General features: G+C 53.7%; 15 protein-coding genes. 3 read left to right on the top strand and 12 right to left on the bottom strand.

What is annotated here, in order from left to right; all coding sequences use genetic code 11:
* From ACH2ED_RS23470 to ACH2ED_RS23460, 3 genes are all read left to right on the top strand, one after another.
* Window positions 1-499: DNA cytosine methyltransferase (locus ACH2ED_RS23470; protein ID WP_395095179.1), on the top strand; the 499-nt coding region annotated here is incomplete at its 5' end.
* A gap of 198 nt (window positions 500-697) precedes the next feature.
* Window positions 698-1423, top strand: a complete 726-nt coding sequence (locus ACH2ED_RS23465; RefSeq protein WP_395095178.1) for an SDR family oxidoreductase — start codon at window positions 698-700, stop codon at window positions 1421-1423.
* Window positions 1417-1833, top strand: a complete 417-nt coding sequence (locus ACH2ED_RS23460; protein ID WP_395095177.1) for a hypothetical protein — start codon at window positions 1417-1419, stop codon at window positions 1831-1833. The genes ACH2ED_RS23465 and ACH2ED_RS23460 overlap by 7 nt, the downstream gene beginning before the upstream one ends.
* 20 nt (window positions 1834-1853) lie before the next feature.
* On the opposite strand, the gene ACH2ED_RS23455 is transcribed toward ACH2ED_RS23460, so the two are convergent.
* From ACH2ED_RS23455 to nuoF, 12 genes are all read right to left on the bottom strand, one after another.
* Window positions 1854-3551, bottom strand: coding sequence for an NADH-quinone oxidoreductase subunit N (locus tag ACH2ED_RS23455; RefSeq protein ID WP_395095176.1), 1698 nt, complete (start codon window positions 3549-3551; stop codon window positions 1854-1856).
* Between the two features lie 6 nt (window positions 3552-3557).
* Complete coding sequence (locus ACH2ED_RS23450) at window positions 3558-5048, bottom strand: NuoM family protein (RefSeq protein ID WP_395095175.1); 1491 nt, start codon at window positions 5046-5048, stop codon at window positions 3558-3560.
* Between the two features lie 4 nt (window positions 5049-5052).
* Window positions 5053-7008 carry an NADH-quinone oxidoreductase subunit L gene (nuoL, locus tag ACH2ED_RS23445; protein ID WP_395095174.1) on the bottom strand — a complete coding sequence of 652 codons (1956 nt, stop codon included), beginning with the start codon at window positions 7006-7008 and terminating at the stop codon, window positions 5053-5055.
* A 2-nt stretch (window positions 7009-7010) separates the two neighbouring features.
* Complete coding sequence (nuoK, locus tag ACH2ED_RS23440) at window positions 7011-7319, bottom strand: NADH-quinone oxidoreductase subunit NuoK (RefSeq protein ID WP_395095181.1); 309 nt, start codon at window positions 7317-7319, stop codon at window positions 7011-7013.
* A gap of 2 nt (window positions 7320-7321) precedes the next feature.
* Window positions 7322-8026 carry an NADH-quinone oxidoreductase subunit J gene (locus ACH2ED_RS23435; RefSeq protein WP_395095173.1) on the bottom strand — a complete coding sequence of 235 codons (705 nt, stop codon included), beginning with the start codon at window positions 8024-8026 and terminating at the stop codon, window positions 7322-7324.
* A 1-nt stretch (window position 8027) separates the two neighbouring features.
* Window positions 8028-8507 (bottom strand): NADH-quinone oxidoreductase subunit NuoI, encoded by a 480-nt coding sequence (gene nuoI, locus ACH2ED_RS23430; protein ID WP_395095172.1) that lies wholly within the window; start codon window positions 8505-8507, stop codon window positions 8028-8030.
* Window positions 8508-8511: 4 nt separating this feature from the next.
* Window positions 8512-9318 carry an FkbM family methyltransferase gene (locus ACH2ED_RS23425; RefSeq protein ID WP_395095171.1) on the bottom strand — a complete coding sequence of 269 codons (807 nt, stop codon included), beginning with the start codon at window positions 9316-9318 and terminating at the stop codon, window positions 8512-8514.
* Window positions 9319-9344: 26 nt separating this feature from the next.
* Entirely contained in the window at window positions 9345-10769 is a 1425-nt protein-coding gene (locus tag ACH2ED_RS23420) for an NADH-quinone oxidoreductase subunit H (protein ID WP_395095170.1), read from the bottom strand.
* Between the two features lie 9 nt (window positions 10770-10778).
* Entirely contained in the window at window positions 10779-12638 is a 1860-nt protein-coding gene (gene nuoG / locus ACH2ED_RS23415) for an NADH-quinone oxidoreductase subunit NuoG (protein WP_395095169.1), read from the bottom strand.
* A 217-nt stretch (window positions 12639-12855) separates the two neighbouring features.
* Window positions 12856-14529 (bottom strand): hypothetical protein, encoded by a 1674-nt coding sequence (locus ACH2ED_RS23410; RefSeq protein ID WP_395095168.1) that lies wholly within the window; start codon window positions 14527-14529, stop codon window positions 12856-12858.
* Window positions 14530-14594: 65 nt separating this feature from the next.
* Window positions 14595-15365 (bottom strand): glycosyltransferase family 2 protein, encoded by a 771-nt coding sequence (locus tag ACH2ED_RS23405; protein WP_395095167.1) that lies wholly within the window; start codon window positions 15363-15365, stop codon window positions 14595-14597.
* A complete protein-coding gene (gene nuoF / locus ACH2ED_RS23400; protein ID WP_395095166.1) occupies window positions 15362-16699 on the bottom strand; it encodes an NADH-quinone oxidoreductase subunit NuoF in 1338 nt (445 codons plus the stop codon). Before nuoF ends, ACH2ED_RS23405 begins: the two co-directional genes overlap by 4 nt.
* Window position 16700: the final 1 nt, after the last annotated feature.

Raw genomic sequence — 16700 nt, 5'->3', positions numbered from 1 at the left:
TGAAGAGTTTAATCCGGCTTCCCCGAAGCCTTCGGCAGACCTGTCGCCGATTCCCCTGTCAGCTAAAGCAGACAGTCCCCTCGGTCGCTTATCTATGGGAAAAGCCTACGAAGCCAGTGGTGGTAAAGTTGGGTTCTACCGCAGGCTCGCTTGGGATCGGCCCGCACCAACCCTCGTTACCTGCCCCACTATGCCTGCCACCGACCTTGCCCACCCGCAGGAAAACCGCCCTCTCTCCATTCAAGAGTACGCCCGTGTTCAAACCTTCCCGGACGACTGGATATTCGAAGGTAAGCTGGTAGATCGCTACCGCCAAATCGGCAACGCTGTCCCGGTAAAGTTTGGCGAAGCCATTGGACGGCATCTGAGAGCTTATGACTCGGGAGAGCTAGCCAATCTTACTCCTTCTAAAATCCCTCTTAGTCGCTACCGTAATACAGACCACCATTCCTGGCGAGCCGCCCACAATCAGAGCTGGACAACGGGCAAGTTATTCTAAAGAGCTAAAGCTCAGAAGTAAAGAGGACGGTGGTGTCGAGGAGGAAACCGGGAAGCTCGGGGGAGCAGTCTACGGTGGTGGGGTTGTCGAGATCAAAGTCAGAGAGGATCGGGGCGGACATGGGGAAATTATACCGCGCCCGGGCTTCCTACCCCAACGGCTAGGGAACCGCATGGGAGGGTTCTTGTACAAGTGGGCATGGGAAACACAACAACAGTAGCGCTGGTAACCGGCGCGAACAAAGGCATTGGGTTGGAGACGACGCGGCTGCTTGCCGCAAAAGGGATTACAGTCTTTTTAGGGTCACGCGATCTGGCCAGAGGCGAGGCGGCGGCCAAGACGATAGCAGGCGACGTGCGTGTCGTGCCGCTCGATGTCACGGACGCAGCGAGCATCGCCGCAGCGGTGGCGACCGTCGAGGCGGCGTTTGGGAAGCTCGATATTCTGGTCAATAACGCCGGGCTGGGGACGTTCAACAAACCGACCACGACGGAAGATCAGGCGCACTGGCGCTGGACCTTTGAGACCAATCTCTTCGGACTCGTTGAGACAACCCAGGCGTTTCTACCGCTGATCCAGAAAAGCGACGCGGGGCGGATCGTGCAGCTCACGAGTATTTTAGGCTCGCTCACCATGGCAACCACGCCCGGCTCGCCGGTCTATGGCGCGACGGGCTACGCGGCGGCGTATGGGGCGTCGAAGGCGGCAGTAAACATGTACACCGTGCATCTGGCGCGGGAGCTGGAGCCGATGGGCATCAAGGTGAACGCCGCGCACCCCGGCTGGGTCAAGACCGAGCTCGGCGGCGAGGGAGCGATGCTAGAGGTTTCGGAAGGCGCAGAGACCAGCGTCTGGCTGGCGACTTTGCCCTCGGATGGCCCGACAGGTGGCTACTTCCACAAGCAAGACAGACTCCCGTGGTAGAGAGAAGGCACATTCCGGTGGTGGTGGCGAAGGCGATCCTGGGAACCGCCTTTATTGTCTTCGGAGCGAACGGCTTTCTGCACTTTTTGCCCCTGCCACCGCCTGCAAGTGCAAGCGTGACTCAGTTTCTAGGGCTGCTGGAGAGCACGGGCTACCTCAAAGTTGTGAAGGCGCTGGAGATTGTCGGAGGCGTGCTGATCCTGGGTGGAAGGCTCGCACCGCTTGGGCTACTGATCCTGGGCCCGATCCTGGTCAACATAGTCCTCTACGATGTGTTTATGGACCCGAGAGGCTTGCCCCTTGGAATCGTCCTCGGGGCACTCGCGCTGCTTATTGGCTACCGGCACAGGGAGCACTTTGTGCTGTTCGCACGTGTTCGCAGGGATCACTGTACTTTTAAGGGCAAGTAGTCCCCGGACTCTCAGCAAACCTAGTTCGTGGGGGCCAGCGGCCCACTGCCCGCGCCGGGACGCCCCCCACCCGGGCGCGACGGCGCTCCGGCAGGGCCACTGGCAGGGCTTGTGTCGGGCAGTGACAGCGATGCGGGGTACTCCCGCTTCAGTGGCCCCAGAACCCCCGAGGGAACCACGCCCAGAATCAGGGTCAGCACGGCGCACAGCACGGCGACAGTCTTGGCAGCACCCGCCCTCACTTCCGGGTTGGTATCGTCGAGCGGCTCCTTGAAGTACATCTGGACAATCAGATTCAGGTAGTAGGCGACCCCGATCACACTGATCACCAGCCCCAGTCCCGCCAGCCAGTAGAGGTGGGCCTGGAACGCAGCGGAGAAGAGATAGAGCTTACCCACGAACCCAGCGGTAAGAGGAATACCAGCCAGCGAGAGCAGCAGCACCGTCAGAGTGGCTGCCGCTGCTGGATTGCGCTTACCTAGCCCGGCAAAGTGTGCGATCTGTGTTCGCTCCTCCTCGCCCGAGTGCCCCAGCCAGACTGTCACCGCAAAGGCACCCACATTCATGAGGGAGTAAGCCAGTAGGTAGAAGCCCACCCCATCCGATGCTAGCGCTGTGCCTTGGATGACACCTTCTTGGGAAAAAAGGCTCGTGGCAATGGTTCCCACAAGCAAGTAGCCCGCATGCGCCACCGACGAAAAGGCGAGCATGCGCTTGATATTAGTCTGCCGGATCGCCATGATATTGCCGATCAGCATGCTCGCAATGGCAATTCCCCAGAGGATACTGCGGAGCGTGTCCGCTTGGGCTCCTACCTGCGCAAGGCACTGGAGCAGCCGGAGCAGCGCACCAAACGCGCCGATCTTGGCGGCGGCGGACATGAAGGCGGCAACGGGTGCGGGCGCTCCCTGGTAGACATCGGGAGCATAGGCATGGAAGGGCACCAGCGAGGCCTTAAAGCCCAGTCCCACCAGCACCAGCACCATGCCCACCAGAAAGAGAGGCGACTGAGCGAGCGACATGCCTGCGTGCTTCGCAGTCGTCTGCAGTACCTCGGTCAGGGTGATGAGATTTGTGTAGGAAGGAATCGTAAGGCGAAGGTCGCCCGCCTTGACCGCGAGCCCCACTGCGCCATAGATCAGCGCGATCCCGTAGAGTAAAAACCCCGATGCAAACGCCCCCAGGAGAAAGTACTTGACCGCAGCCTCTTCCGAGCGCAGCTCCCGTCGAGCGTAGCCCGCCAGGATATACAGCGCCACGGAGAGAACTTCCAGCCCCACAAAGAGATTGATCAGATCCAGCGCACAGGTCATTACCATTGCGCCCGCGCTCGCAAAGAGAATCAGGGCGTAGAACTCGCCAAAGGGAAGTTTTCTATCTTCCAGGTAGCGCCCCGACATCCCAATCACCAGTGCCGCCACGAGGCAGAGAATCAGGTTGAGGAGCGCTCCAAAACCATCCATCGTCATGCCGGCACCGAAGAGCCGTGCCTGCGACTGATCCGCTGCCAGTAGTTTCACTCCCGCATCATTGGCAGAGAGCAGCGCAGGAGCGCAGGCGATACCCGCCAGGAGCAGGCCAAGCTGGCAGACCAAAGCCAGTGACTTACGGGCAACAAATGCCTTACGGCGCAGATCCAACAACAGAACCAGCATCCCGCAGACAAGAACCACGAGCGGGGCCAGCAGCTCCCGCATATTATCCAGTGTTTCCGTCATGACTTTCTAATTGCTCCTCCCCGGGGCACCGGCTGCCTGGGGATTGCTCTCCATGGGCGCGACAAAAGCAGTTCCAGGGCTGACCAGCTCCAGAAATGGCTTGGGAAAGACCCCGAAGATAAAGACCAGTACCACCAGAAGGCTCAGGACAAGTCGAGGCGTCCCCTGAAGATCAGTCAGAGTATGCTCCGTGCGAGCAGGGCCGTAGACCACGCGCTGGAACATCCAGAGCATGTAGACCGCGGACCAGATCACTCCCGTAGTCGCCAGTGTCGCCGCCACTGGGAAGGTCTGGAACGCTCCGAGCAGGATCATGAACTCGCCGACAAACCCATTGGTCAGCGGAAGCGCCACCGAGGCGAGGGTGAGAATCAGGAAGATGCGCGAGAGCAGTGGTACACGCTCCCAGAGCCCGCCTAGGCTGCGAATCTTGAGTGTCCCCGTCTGCTCCTCGATCAGGCCCAGCACTAAAAACAATCCACCGACCGTGATCCCGTGATTGATCATCTGCAAAAGCGCACCGGCAACCCCCATAGGAGATCCCGAGAACAGCCCCAGCACCACATAGCCTAGGTGGCTAATGGACGAGTACGCGATCACCCGTTTCACATCACGCTGCATCGCCGCCACGAGCGCCCCATAGAGAATTCCAGTCACGGCCAAGCCGATAAAAATCGGAGCACAGCGCTCGGCAGCATCTGGGAAGAGGGTGATGCAGAAGCGCCAGAGGCCGTAGGTTCCCAGCTTTGCCATCGCCCCCGAGACCAGCACAACACCCGGCGTAGGGCAAGCCGCGTAGGTATCCGGCTGCCAGGAGTGAAAGGGAAAAAGCGGGGTCTTGACCGCAAAGGCGATCCCAAACCCTAGCATCACCCACACTCCAAGATTTCCCAGAAGCGGTGTCTTTACCAAGCCTTCCTGAATCACAATATAGTCGAAGCTCTGAAAGTGAATCCCCAGCCACAGAATCGAGGAGAGCATCACCAGCGAACCCACTACCGTGTAGAGAAAGAACTTCATCAGGGGCTTGGTTGCTTTTTCCCCGCCAAAGATCCCCACTAAAAACCAGACTGGAACCAGACATGCCTCGAAGAAGACATAGAACAGGATCAAGTCCAGCGCGGAGAACGCCCCGATCAGGGTCGCTTCCAGCAGGAGCAGTGCCCCAAAGTAGACTTTCTCTTTGCCAACAGAGAGCTTGAAGGGGGTCACTATCGCAACGGCGGAGAGTAGCGTGGTCAGTAGCACCAGCAGCGCACTGATGCCATCCACTCCTACCTGGAAGTTGATTCCTAGCGCAGGGAACCACTGTGTTTTCTGCAAGGAATTTTCGTAGAAGCCCCCGGTGCTCGACGGCCCCTGGAGGAGGAAAGCGGAGATAAGAAATGCCCCCAGTGACCCTATACACGCGAGGGGTCGCGCCACACTCCGAGGAGCAAGAGCCACCATCAGCGCTGCCAGAACAGGCACCAGGATTAGAACTGTCAGCCAAGACATTCGCTTATTTCCCCCGTCCCAGCAGAGACGTCAGTACCACAATCACTACCCCCACCAGCATCGTCAGTGCGTAGCTACGGACGTAGCCGTTTTGGGCGCGGGAAAGCACATTCGAGAGCCCTGTGATTCCGTTGCCCACTCCCTGCACCAGCCCATCTACTCCCCGTAGATCCGCGACCCGCCAGAGCCAGGTGGCAAGCTGCCGCCCCGGACTGACAAAAATATCATCGTAGAGTTCGTCAATTCGCCACTTGTTATAGACGAGCTGATACCAGCCACTCTCTCGCTGCTTCTCGGTGAGTAGCTCGCCATTCTTGGCTTTTTTGTAGGCGCTCCAGGCCCAGAGCGAGACCACAACAGCTACAGCAGCAGAAGCCGCCACCAGCAGCAGCTCCGTGCTATGGCTTACTTCCAGTGCATTGGTTTGCGTGCGCCACTCCACATTCTCCCCAAGGAAGCGGCCGAAGGTATCGGGCAGGCTCACTCCAATCGCTTTGAGCGCGGCGGGATTCAGATAGCCTCCCAGGACCGAGAGTATCGCAAGAATTCCAAGCGGCGCCGTCATCGAGACCGGCGACTCATGCAGGTGGTGCGCTTGCTCCTCGGTGCCCCGGAACTCGCCGGAGAACGTCTTGGCCATCATGCGCCACATGTAGAATGCCGTCATTGCGGAGGCAATGAGGCCACCCGCCCAGAGAAGTGGGCTCCCCCCCTTGCCTCCGAAGGCATTGGCCAGGATCTCGTCTTTGGAGAAGAAACCCGCCAGCCCTGGAATCCCTGAGATTGCCAGCGTCCCGATAAACATCGTGACGTAGGTAGTCGGGAGCTTTTTCGCCAGCCCCCCCATCTTGCGCATATCCTGCTCGCCGCTCATCGCGTGAATCACCGAGCCGGAGCCCAGAAAGAGCAGGGCCTTGAAGAAGGCATGGGTCGTAACATGGAACATCGCCGCGCCAAACGCGCCCGTGCCGCAGGCCAGAAACATCAGCCCGAGCTGAGAGACCGTGGAGTAGGCAAGCACTTTTTTAATATCGTTCTGTGCCAGACCAATGCTCGCGGCCAGCAACGCAGTCAGTAGCCCAACAATCGCAACAATAGTCATCGCGGCGGGAGCGAGCAGAAAGAGTGTGTGCGTGCGGCAGAGCAGATAGACCCCCGCCGTCACCATGGTAGCGGCGTGGATCAGCGCGGAGACCGGCGTGGGACCTTCCATCGCATCGGGGAGCCAGACATGTAGCGGGAGTTGGGCACTCTTGCCACACGCACCGACAAAGAGCAAGATCGGCACCGTGGTCGCAACTAGATCGTAACCACGGGCTTGCGCCCCGTCCAGTCCCGCCTTAGTCAGAATCCCATGCTCACCATAAAACTCAAAAGTGCCAAAGTGACGGAAGATCAGAAAGAGCGCAATCAGCAGCGCCGCATCCCCGATTCGGTTGACAATAAAGGCTTTCTTACCCGCATCCGTGGCGGACTTCTTTTCCTGCCAGAAGCCGATAAGAAGATAGGAAGCAAGGCCGACACCTTCCCAGCCAACGAACATCCCCACTAAATTACTGCTCATCACTAGGAGCAACATAAAAAAGACAAAGAGATTTAGGTAGGCAAAGTAGCGGCTGTAGTGCTTATCGTGGCTCATGTAGCCCATCGAGTAGCCGTGGATCAGCGCACCGACTCCGGTAATGATAAGTAGCATGAGTGCCGTGAGCGTATCAATGGAGAGCTTAAAGCTAACGCTCAGGCTACCCGCGCCAAACCAGACAAACTCCGGGGAGAAGATCCGTTTATCCGGTGCCGCCTGCACCTGACCCAGCAACAATAAAGAGCAGCCAAACGCAGCCCAGAGCAAGAGAGTCGCCAGACCACCCGAGAGGGTCTTAGGAAGCTTTGTGCCATAGAGGCCATTGATCAGAAAGCCCACCAGCGGCAGCAGCGGGACGATCCAGGGGAGAAATTCCAAGGTTATCCTCGCATCGTATTGGTTTCGTCCACGTTGATATTATCGCGGAGCCGGAAGATCGCGATGAGGATTCCGAGCCCCACCGCCACTTCTGCGGCAGCGACCGCCATGACGAAGATCGAGAGCATCTGCCCGCCGGCATCCCCTAAATAGCGGCCAAAGGCCACTAGGGTTAGGTTGACAGCATTGAGCATCAGCTCGACACACATAAAAATCACAATCGGATTGCGCTTGACTAGCACCCCAACGACGCCAATCGTGAAGAGTAGCGCGGAGAGTATCAGGTACCAAGTAAGCGGCACTTCGGCCATGCTCATGATTTGCTTGCCTCCTCGCCGTACGAACGTCGTGCCAGCACCACGGAGCCAATCACGGCGATCAGCAAGAGAATGCTGGTCATCTCGAAGGGAAAAAGCCAGGGTTTCTTGGGATCGTAGAGCGTCAGGCCGATTCCGTGTGGGCTTCCCAGTGGATACCCTCCCACCATGGGCTCAGGCCCCTCCATCCGCAGCGGCTCCCCAGATAGCACGGCGGCCCGAACCTTCTCGATTTGGGCCGCTTGCGCCTGCCGGTTTGCAAGATCCGTCTCGGAAGGCGGATTCATCGGGGCAGTACGACCTCCCGATCTCCCAGGCGTTTGCACGACCGGGGCAGCGGTGTGTGGCAGTGGCGGCGCGACGGGTTGCGTCCCTTTAGTTACTGCCCAGATCAGAGCACTAGCTAGTAACAGCCCACTGAGTAGCGCTAGGGGAGCCTGGGCCTTAAGCTTATTAGGAGTCTTGTCCGGGGTTCCAAGGTTCAGGAGCATGATCACGAAGAGAAAGAGTACCATGATCGCACCCGTATAGACAATCACTTGCACTGCGGAGAGGAAGTAGGCATTGAGGAGCAAATACAGTCCCGCGATGCAGAAAAGATTCAGTACCAAAAACAGCGCAGAGCGCACTGGGTTCGGGTTCAGCACCACTAGTAGTGCCATCACGAGAGCAAAGACCGCGAGCAGCAGAAAGAGTATCATTCTAGTCCACCTTCTCTCGATTAGGGTTCGGCACCAGTAGCATTTCCTTGGTATAGACTAGCTTCTTGCGACTGTCTTCCGCAAGCTCGTAGATATCTTTCAGTTCGATGGCCCCGGTCGGGCAGGACTCCTGGCAGAAGCCGCAGTAGATACAGCGCAGCATATTGATCTCATAGCGACTGGCATAGCGCTCACCAGGTGAGTAGCGGGCGTCGTCTTTGTTCTCCGCCGCCACCACCAGAATTGCATTGGCCGGACAGGCCCCCGCACAGAGCGAACAGCCGATACACTTCTCCATCCCATTATCGTAGCGATTGAGAACATGCCGCCAGCGAGCACGAACACCCATCGGCCGCCGAAACTCGGGGTAGGCAATGGTGGTCTTCTTCTCCGTCAGCTTGCTGCCAACCGTCACCAGCCCCTTAAACGGCGCGGCGACTTCGGTTGCTATTTGTTTTACATCTGCCCAGAAATCTGACATTTCCCTAGTCCTTTAGTAGTGCGATCAGGTAGAAACGCTTGTGGAGCCAGGGGAGCCCTGTGTGAAACGGCACTGCGACTTCCTTGGAGAGATCGTCACAGGGCTCCACAGCAAGCAACTCGTAACCTGTTGGAGGCAGCAGCGAGAGAATCTTATCCACGCTCCCACCAAAATTTTCCAGGCCAATTCCGGCGTGCACTTCGATGTAGAGATCAGGCCACGCCTTTAGGGTTGCCTGTGCTCCCTGAAGTGCTTGGCACTCAAACCCCTCCACATCCACGTAGACCACGTCCGGAGCACCATACTTTTCGGTGAGGCTATCAACCGTGATGGCAGGTACCTTGACCATACCACTACCCACTTTCTGGTCCCCCCAATCGTCGGAGAATCTCAGCTCGCCAGGCTTATCCGAAATGGCAGCAGGGACGATCACTAGGTGCTTGAGCTGGTTGATCTCCTGGTTTTTCTGGGAGACACGAGCATTGTAAGGGTTGGCCTCGACCGCAACCACATGGCCTTGCTCTCCCACCAGGCAAGCAATCTTCATCGCCACGACCGACTGGTGCGCCCCCAAGTCAAAGACACAAGCGCCAGGTTTGAGTTTGCTGCTGCGTAGTAGCTCAATCTCTATGGAGTCTTTCGCGTTGGGATCCTCCGCCTCTTGCGGATGGTCGTACCAGGTTTGTCCCATTGGGTCGGCTATATAAATTTGACACTCGCGCCCATAGAACGTCCGCTTGATCATATAGGGAATGAAGCGTCGGCCCTCCATCCGCATTTTAATTTTATGGAGCTTAGCACGTAGGGACATAGGAATGAACTTCTTAATCATTGTCTTTAATCCTCGCTCACTCTCGGGGCCATCTTCACTGTCACCGGTTCACGTCGAATAGGCAAGTGTGCCGCATTGGAACTCCCGCCAACAGGCACAAGAGCGGTTGATTTAGAATCTTTTTCCGCCGCCTCGTAGCTGGATTTTTTCCAGAGGAAAAGCATGCCTAGCAAGAGCACCCCGGGCACAAGCGCAATAAAGTGCCCAAACCAGCTCAGCTTAGTCTGTTGCAGTGCCATCGAAAGCGCAATCATCAAGAGATTTATCAGCGCAACGGGGATAATTCCCTGCCAGCCCAGCTTCATCAACATATCGTAGCGAAGCCGAGGAAGTGTGGCGCGCACCGTAATAAAGAATCCTATCAGCGTGAACCACTTGAGCACGAGCCATAAAATCCCGATTCCCGTGTTGCTCAGATCCACCAACCAGCCAGGTAAATTAGCCCAGACCGGCAACCCGAAAACACTCATAGGCAGATGGCCCAGCGGCCCCCACGGAGCAAGGTAGCCTCCAAAGAACAGCACAATGGCAATCGCGGAAACAATCCCCATGTTGGCGTACTCGCCCATGAAGAACATCGCGAACTTAAAAGAGCTGTACTCCGTGTGAAAACCCGCTACCAGCTCGGTCTCCGCTTCAGGGAGATCAAAAGGAGCGCGGTTGGTCTCAGCCAACATCGAGATGAGATAGACACCACAGGCGATCAGCCCCAGCGGGAAGAACGCCAGAAAGTGCCAGTTCCAGAAGCCCGAGGTGATCGCCTGCGGCGCCCAGGTGTAGGCAGACTCTCCGATTTGGTAACCATTCACGCCATCGGAACCAAGCTCGAAGATTCCCTGGTGCTGGACAATTCCAATCGTGCTCACTTGGCCGGCCATCAGTAGGACGGCGAGTATCGAGAGGCCCATGCCCAGCTCGTAGGAGATCACCTGACTTGCCGCACGCAGACTTCCTAAAAGTGAGTACTTATTGTTTGAGGACCAGCCCGCTAGGATCACCCCATAGACCTCTATGGAGCCGATGGCCAGCAGTAGTAAAATCCCCCCGCTGTCTAAGCGCGGCGCAACCGAGCCCCAGTCACGAGAGCTACTCCACGGGAGCACTGTCAGCGACATGATCACAGGGGCAAGCGCCACACCCGGGGCCATGTAGTAGAGGATCTTATCCACGTTCGTCGGAGTGATGTCCTCTTTGGTGATGAGCTTGAGTGCATCGGCAAGAGGCTGAAAAAGACCGAAAGGCCCAACGCGGTTTGGCCCTTGCCGCCCCTGATACCAGCCCAGAAGCCGTCGCTCCAGCCAGACAAGAATGGGTACCGAACCCAACCCACCAACTAGTGCAATCACCAGTCGCAGAACAGAGCGAACCACCTCCGCCCACCACTCAATTTTGTCGCCCGGCAGGACGAATAATTGCTGCCAAATATCCATAATCCCTGACTACCCTTGAGCCTTTTCCCACTCGCGGTAGATGTCGCGTGCCGAAAAATACGGCATCGGTTTTCCAAGGCGAGCCATGAGATCGGCAAAAATGCGCCAGTCCGGACGAGAGTCGCCTCGTGGCGCGATGGCCTGCTTAATCTTTTGCTCACGGCCTTCGATATTGACAAAAGTGCCGTCTTTTTCAGCAAAACTAGTCGCCGGAAGCACCACACTGGCCAGTTTCGCGGTCTCAGTCAGAAAGAGTTCCTGTACTACCACAAACTCAGCCTGTGCCACGGCTTCCCGCGCTTTTGCCGGGTTATGGTACCTGACAACTGGGTCGGAGCCCATAATATAGAGCATTTCCAGCTCACCCGAGAGAATCTGCGTCATCTCGCCACCAGTCACTCCCGCTTTGACAACTCCCCAGGAGTTAGCATCGGGTAAAAGAATATTGAGCTTCGCGCTATTCGCTTCGCACGCGGTCTGTGCGATGGCGTAGTCGGTCGGGGAAAGGGTGTGAGGCAGGAGCAGAACCGCACCCTCGCTCAGGCTCTCTATGGCTTCGACAATTGACGCTGCTTTTATCCAGGTTGCATTATGTTTGCGCGTAGCCTTGTAGACTCGCAGATAGACAATTGGCTGATCATCTTCCAGCTTCATACCCACGGAGATAATTTTCTTCGCACTCTCCAGTTCGACGATGCTCGTCTGCATGGGGATCAGCGGATGCGGATGCATCTGATGCCCGACATTTATAGTCCCAACAATATCTTTGAGTAGCTTGGCAAAGAGATAGTTGTCCTCTAATGTCGCACGGGTAGAACCGATGCCACCAATCTGCTCCGGCTTGTAGTACTTGAGGGCTTCAACGATTTTTGTCAGCGCAGCGTCCCAGCTCGCGGGTTGAAGCTCGCCATCGAGATCACAGATCAGTGGCGTCGTCAGACGCTCTGCACTATTAACATACTCATGGCCGAACTTGCCTCTGTCACAAGTCCACTCCTCGTTGATATCCTCATTGATGCGTCCGTTGATCCGAACAATCTCACCCAAGCGATGGCCAACAGCAATATTGCAGCCATTGCCGCACTGGGAGCACACCGAGTCCACGGACTTGACTTCCCACGGGCGGCCTTTAAACCTAAACTGGCGACTGGTGAGCGCACCCACGGGACAGATCTCAATGGTATTACCAGAGAAATTGGAGTCGAAGCTCGCCCCCATAAAGGGCCCGATCTCTGTCTGAGCGCCACGGTTGATCAGATCAAGCTTCCCATCGCCCGCGATTTCGTCGGCGAAGCGCGTGCAGCGCATACAGGTAATGCAGCGCTCACGATCCAGAACCACAAAATCAGAGATCGGCTTGGCCTTGGGATAGTGACGCTTCTCCTCGGTGAATCGGCTGGTGGGAGGACCGTAGGAGATCGTCATGTTTTGCAGTGGGCACTCGCCACCACGATCGCAGATCGGGCAGTCCAGCGGATGATTGGCGAGCAGAAGTTCCAGTATCCCGTTCTGGGCTTTTTTGACCTCAGGCGTCTGAGTCTTGACGACCATGCCTTCTGAGCAGGGGATCGTGCAGGTCGCCATGATGCTTGCGCGGCGCTGACCAAACATCTCCAGCTCAACACTCGCCAAACACATGCGGCACGCCCCGACACTGGTCAGGCGCGGGTGGTAACAGAAGTACGGCACATCACTTCCCGCGCGAAACGCCGCCTCAATAACTAGCGTCCCCTTGGGTACTGCCACCGAAGTCCCATCCACCATGAGGTTCACCAGCGGGACTCCCGCCGCTGCCGCTGTGTTCTGATCCGCCATCGCCTTGACCGCTTCGGCCTTTTCCTGCGGTGTTTGTTCTCGTTTTTCGCTCATATCAATTACAGCTTCCCATAGTACCCCAAAAGTATTATTTTGCCGTGCTCAAACCAGATTGCTGCGTGGGCGGATTTAAAAAAGGGTCATGTAATTTTGCCTGTTGCTGGTTTCGGCGGGGAGCTACATGGGAAACGCCCTGTCCCTCTATCAGGCCTCCCATAGCGACAACCGGCAAAGTTTCATGACCATCACCACCATTACCTTTGGCCTCTAATCAAAACTTACTCTCGATCTCAGCATATACGTACAAAGCCCCTTTACCTAGTGGAAAACCTGAGTCGAAAACAATCTCTCGAACTAAATAAAAACCGCGATAAGGCTTACGATCAATAGATATCAATATTTTAGGATTAAACATACTCAAATTAACAACCCATTCATATTTCATTCCGATTTTCATTTCTCTATTACCAATAACATGGTTCTTTTCAATCTGATAGAAACCATCCAAATCCATCCCAGAGAGAATTTCTTCTCGTTTATAATGTTTTGAGATTTCCTGCACCGTTTCGATACGCGCTCTGTATCGAGCAAAAAAATAACGGTCAGAGCAGAGACAACATAAGTTAAAAACAATTCCCCAAAAAATGAAAATATTTACATACTGTTTTCTATGTTCAGAAATCTTCTGTATCATAGGAATCGCAATTACAAAAAGACATGGTAAAAAATAGCGATCAAACGCAGGCGCCCTAAAAAATACTTTTCTAATAAATATCCCTATCAAATTAGCAATCACTAACAACGCAAATAGAAAAAGATCGTCCCTTTTTAAAATATGTGATACTAAAGACTTAAATGAAATAACTGATATAAATACACTCATGTTAATTATACAAATGATATTCACTATAAATTTAATCTCAAAATTAGGAATCGCGCCATCAGGATGGCAAATTTCAAAAAATGAACATTCTGGTTTCAAAAATGGAAATCTAAAATCCATTTGATATGGCCAGAACGACCAATGCTTTGATATGGCTAGCAACACAATAGTTATCAGTATTGGCTTTATATAGGAACTTGCTTTCAAAGTTGAAATCCGATTAAAATTAAACATTGCTATGAATGGAAATAGAAATAACGAAAGTGACAAAAGTATTTCATAAATAGAAAATAATCCAAGTTTTAATTTACTTTTGAATCCATATAAATCAATAGACGTAAAATTTGCATCTGCTTGTGGTTGTCCATAAAACCATTTATGGATCATAAGAAACGAGATTAGTGTTAAAAATAATAACAATACTGTGCAGAACAGCCTCGACGGAATATGCTTGTTTTTCCAAGCAAAAAACAAGAAAGTAAAGATTTGAGGCAACCATAGAGATTGCCTTATACTCCCTCCAATAACCCCGAAAATAAAAACCCAAGCCATACTTATTACAAAATTCCTATCGGTACTTATAATCCTATCGGTACTTATAATCTTTAAAGAAATATACAAACAGAGTGTATAAAAAAACAAAGCGGGCAAATCAGTCATGAATGACCATGACAACAGACAAAAATAAGGTACTGACACAACCCAACTTACCAAAGCTGTTCTATATCTAGAAAATAACCCATACTCACAACTAACTAAATATATTAATACTATAGATCCAAAGCAAAAAAATAAGTTTGCAATTTTTAATGTCTTAAATGAAACACCAAGAAATTTCAGAAAAGGAAATGCCCAAACACACTGAAAAATCATAGGCATAGCTCCCCATCGATTATATTCAATTATTCCTTTTTCATAAAAAGATACAGCCAAGAAATAATAGGAAAATTCATCAAATATACTTGCTTCAAAAAATGGATTGACAAAAATAAGAGCAATAATCAGTAATACTATAGGAATCCCAACAGTAAAAAAGAAGTTCTTAAGAAGATTAATTTTCATTCTGACCAATACTCATTTCTTAAAACGAACCTAAAAAGCTGCAATGGACGGCTTTTGCGAGGATGTTAGTTCACCAAGCCAGATAGTTTCTTACCCTTATCTTCAAATATTCTAGAGTGCTTTATGCCCATCACATGCAGCCGAAAGGCGATAGCGGTCCCCAGCACACCAAAACCATAGATAACGGAACGCTTGAAGTTAATCGAGGATGCCTCCGGGAAGTATTTCGTTGGGCAGGAGATCTCACCGATCTGAAAGCCAAAACGAACCGTCTGAGCAAGCATCTGATTATCAAAGACAAAGTCATCACTGTTCTCCTCCAGAGGGAGAGTTTCCAGCACTTTTCGGGAGAACGCACGATACCCCGTATGGTACTCCGAGAGCTTCATCCCCAAAAGCATATTCTCGATACCCGTGAGCCAGCGATTGGCCACGTACTTCCAGTAAGGCATTCCTCCCTTTAACGCACTACTACCTAGAATTCGAGAACCAAGAACCACATCAAACTCGCCAGACCCCACAAGCCACGCCATTGCCCCAATGAGCTTGGGCGTATACTGATAGTCAGGATGTAACATTACAACAATATCAGCTCCCCGTTTAAGGGCTTCGGTATAACATGTCTTCTGGTTACCACCATAGCCGCGATTCTTCGTGTGCACAACATAGGGGATTCCTAAACGCTTTGCGACCTCAATCGTCTCGTCTTTGGAGCAATCATCCACCAAAAGGATCTCATCAACCACATCACTGGGAATCTCAGAGATTGTCTGCTCAAGAGTTTTGGCGGCATTATAGGCGGGCATCACCACCATTACCTTTTGGCCTTTAATCATAGTGTTTCCTTAATCATCGTTATAGTATCCAGACCAATGGTAGTTAAGTCGCCCATCGCGTCCTTCCCGCCCCGAATGTAGGCAAGGTACTCATCTCTAAAGAGCAATAAGCTCGTCATTACGGGCCATATTGCCCCTTCACCTAAAGCACAGAAACTCTTTCCCCGGATACTATCGCATATGTCCCAGATCAGGTCCACATCACTCTCTTTGCCCGCACCAGCAACAATGCGCCTGTAGATTTTGCTGAGCCAGTTGAGCCCCTCGCGGCAGGGAGTGCACTTGCCACAGCTCTCGTGGTGATAGAAATCCACCAAGCGCTGCGTAATCGGCACAATGGGCGTTGTTTCATCGAAGATAATCAGCCCCCCCGATCCCAAACCGAGCGTTTTCGTATTGGCTGGAATACCCTCGTAGTCAAACGGATAGTCCAGCGGAGTAGGAGGCGCGAAACCCATAGAGGAGCCACCGGGAATATAGGTTTTGAGTGTATGCCCTTTTCGAACCCCGCCACAAAGCTCTAGTACTTCACTAAACGGCGTCCCTAAGACAATTTCATACACACCTGGCTTCTCCACATGCCCCGAGATCGAGAAAAGCTTGGTGCCCCGTGAGCGCGGCGAGCCGTAGCCGATTTTCGCGTACTCAGTCCCCCCCATCTCAATAATCGGTAGGAGAGTTGCGACCGTCTCGACGTTATTAACGACACTGGGCCGCTTCCATGCTCCCGAGATCATCGGTAGAGGCGCGGCGGGCGGCTTCATGCGCGGCATCCCGCGCTCCCCCATCAGGGAGCTCATTAGCGCGGACTCTTCGCCACACTCATATGCTCCTGCTCCCAGATGCGTGTAGATATCAAAATCCAGCCCCGAGCCCAGAACATTCTTGCCGCACAATCCCTCAGCATAGGCTTCGTTGATTGCCTTCTGAACGCTCTTCCAGGGCTCAATGTACTCACCACGAATGTAGATGTAGCACTTGCTGGCCCGAATCGCGTGCATCGAGATTAAGCAACCCTCTACTAATAAGTGTGGCAGACCGTTCATTAAATCTCGATCTTTGGCAGTTCCTGGCTCACCTTCATCGGCATTAATAATTAAATAGTGCTCAACATCCCGGTTCTTTGGTACGGCGTTCCACTTGATGTGTGTTGGGAAGCCCGCACCACCACGCCCACGCAAACCAGAGACTTTCACTTCCTCAATGACGGCATCGGGCTTCATAGCGAGTGCTTTTTTGAAGTTCTCGTAGCCACCGTACTGATACCAGACATCAATTGTATTGATACCCGGCACGTGGCGATGCTTGTAGAGTAGCTGGGGTTGTTCAGACATA

Origin of the sequence: Armatimonas sp. (assembly GCF_043757465.1) — a bacterium.
In the GTDB taxonomy this organism is placed as follows: Bacteria; Armatimonadota; Armatimonadia; order Armatimonadales; family Armatimonadaceae; genus Armatimonas.
The sequence above is the reverse complement of the archived record's forward strand: the minus strand, read 5'-3'. Positions and strand labels throughout refer to the sequence as shown.

Bases quoted from the DNA above. Each gene is read 5' to 3' on its own strand.
- ACH2ED_RS23455 (WP_395095176.1), bottom strand. From the start codon at position 3,551: ATGACGGAAACACTGGATAATATGCGGGAGCTGCTGGCCCCGCTCGTG.
- ACH2ED_RS23465 (WP_395095178.1), top strand. From the start codon at position 698: ATGGGAAACACAACAACAGTAGCGCTGGTAACCGGCGCGAACAAAGGC.
- nuoI (WP_395095172.1), bottom strand. From the start codon at position 8,507: ATGTCAGATTTCTGGGCAGATGTAAAACAAATAGCAACCGAAGTCGCC.
- ACH2ED_RS23410 (WP_395095168.1), bottom strand. From the start codon at position 14,529: ATGAAAATTAATCTTCTTAAGAACTTCTTTTTTACTGTTGGGATTCCT.
- ACH2ED_RS23450 (WP_395095175.1), bottom strand. From the start codon at position 5,048: ATGTCTTGGCTGACAGTTCTAATCCTGGTGCCTGTTCTGGCAGCGCTG.
- nuoF (WP_395095166.1), bottom strand. From the start codon at position 16,699: ATGTCTGAACAACCCCAGCTACTCTACAAGCATCGCCACGTGCCGGGT.
- nuoK (WP_395095181.1), bottom strand. From the start codon at position 7,319: ATGGCCGAAGTGCCGCTTACTTGGTACCTGATACTCTCCGCGCTACTC.
- ACH2ED_RS23435 (WP_395095173.1), bottom strand. From the start codon at position 8,026: ATGATACTCTTTCTGCTGCTCGCGGTCTTTGCTCTCGTGATGGCACTA.
- nuoG (WP_395095169.1), bottom strand. From the start codon at position 12,638: ATGAGCGAAAAACGAGAACAAACACCGCAGGAAAAGGCCGAAGCGGTC.
- ACH2ED_RS23425 (WP_395095171.1), bottom strand. From the start codon at position 9,318: ATGTCCCTACGTGCTAAGCTCCATAAAATTAAAATGCGGATGGAGGGC.
- ACH2ED_RS23405 (WP_395095167.1), bottom strand. From the start codon at position 15,365: ATGATTAAAGGCCAAAAGGTAATGGTGGTGATGCCCGCCTATAATGCC.
- ACH2ED_RS23420 (WP_395095170.1), bottom strand. From the start codon at position 10,769: ATGGATATTTGGCAGCAATTATTCGTCCTGCCGGGCGACAAAATTGAG.